Annotated in this window: 1 protein-coding gene; it reads right to left on the bottom strand. The window is 45.2% G+C overall.

What is annotated here, in order from left to right:
- A partial coding sequence (locus GQ594_RS11930) for a DUF2345 domain-containing protein (protein WP_160413198.1) occupies positions 1–372 on the bottom strand: 372 nt, incomplete at both ends.

Raw genomic sequence — 372 nt, forward strand, 5'->3', positions numbered from 1 at the left:
CATTACACTTAAGATAGATATTATCCTGTGTACCCAGTTCGATACCTTCGCTGCTGATTTTGATATAAGAGCCACCGCAGATAAGGGTTATCTCTTTTGCCGCTGCTATCTGAATTTTAGCATCCACACTATCCACTTTGATATCTTGTTTGGCTGCCATATTGAGATTGGCGTTTTGGGCTTGCACCTCGATATCGCCTTGGTTGGCAAACAGTTTCATCCCCGATTTTTGGGCAAATAACCCCAGCGCCTCGCCCGATGAGAGGGTGACGTTTTTTAAGGCATTAATATCGGTTTGGTGTTCACTGGTTAAGCTGAGGCTGTTAGCGGTAGACAGTTGGATGTTTTCAGGACTGGTTAAGGCCATCCCTT

Source organism: Gilliamella sp. Pra-s52 (assembly GCF_009795805.1).
Lineage (GTDB): Bacteria > Pseudomonadota > Gammaproteobacteria > Enterobacterales > Orbaceae > Gilliamella.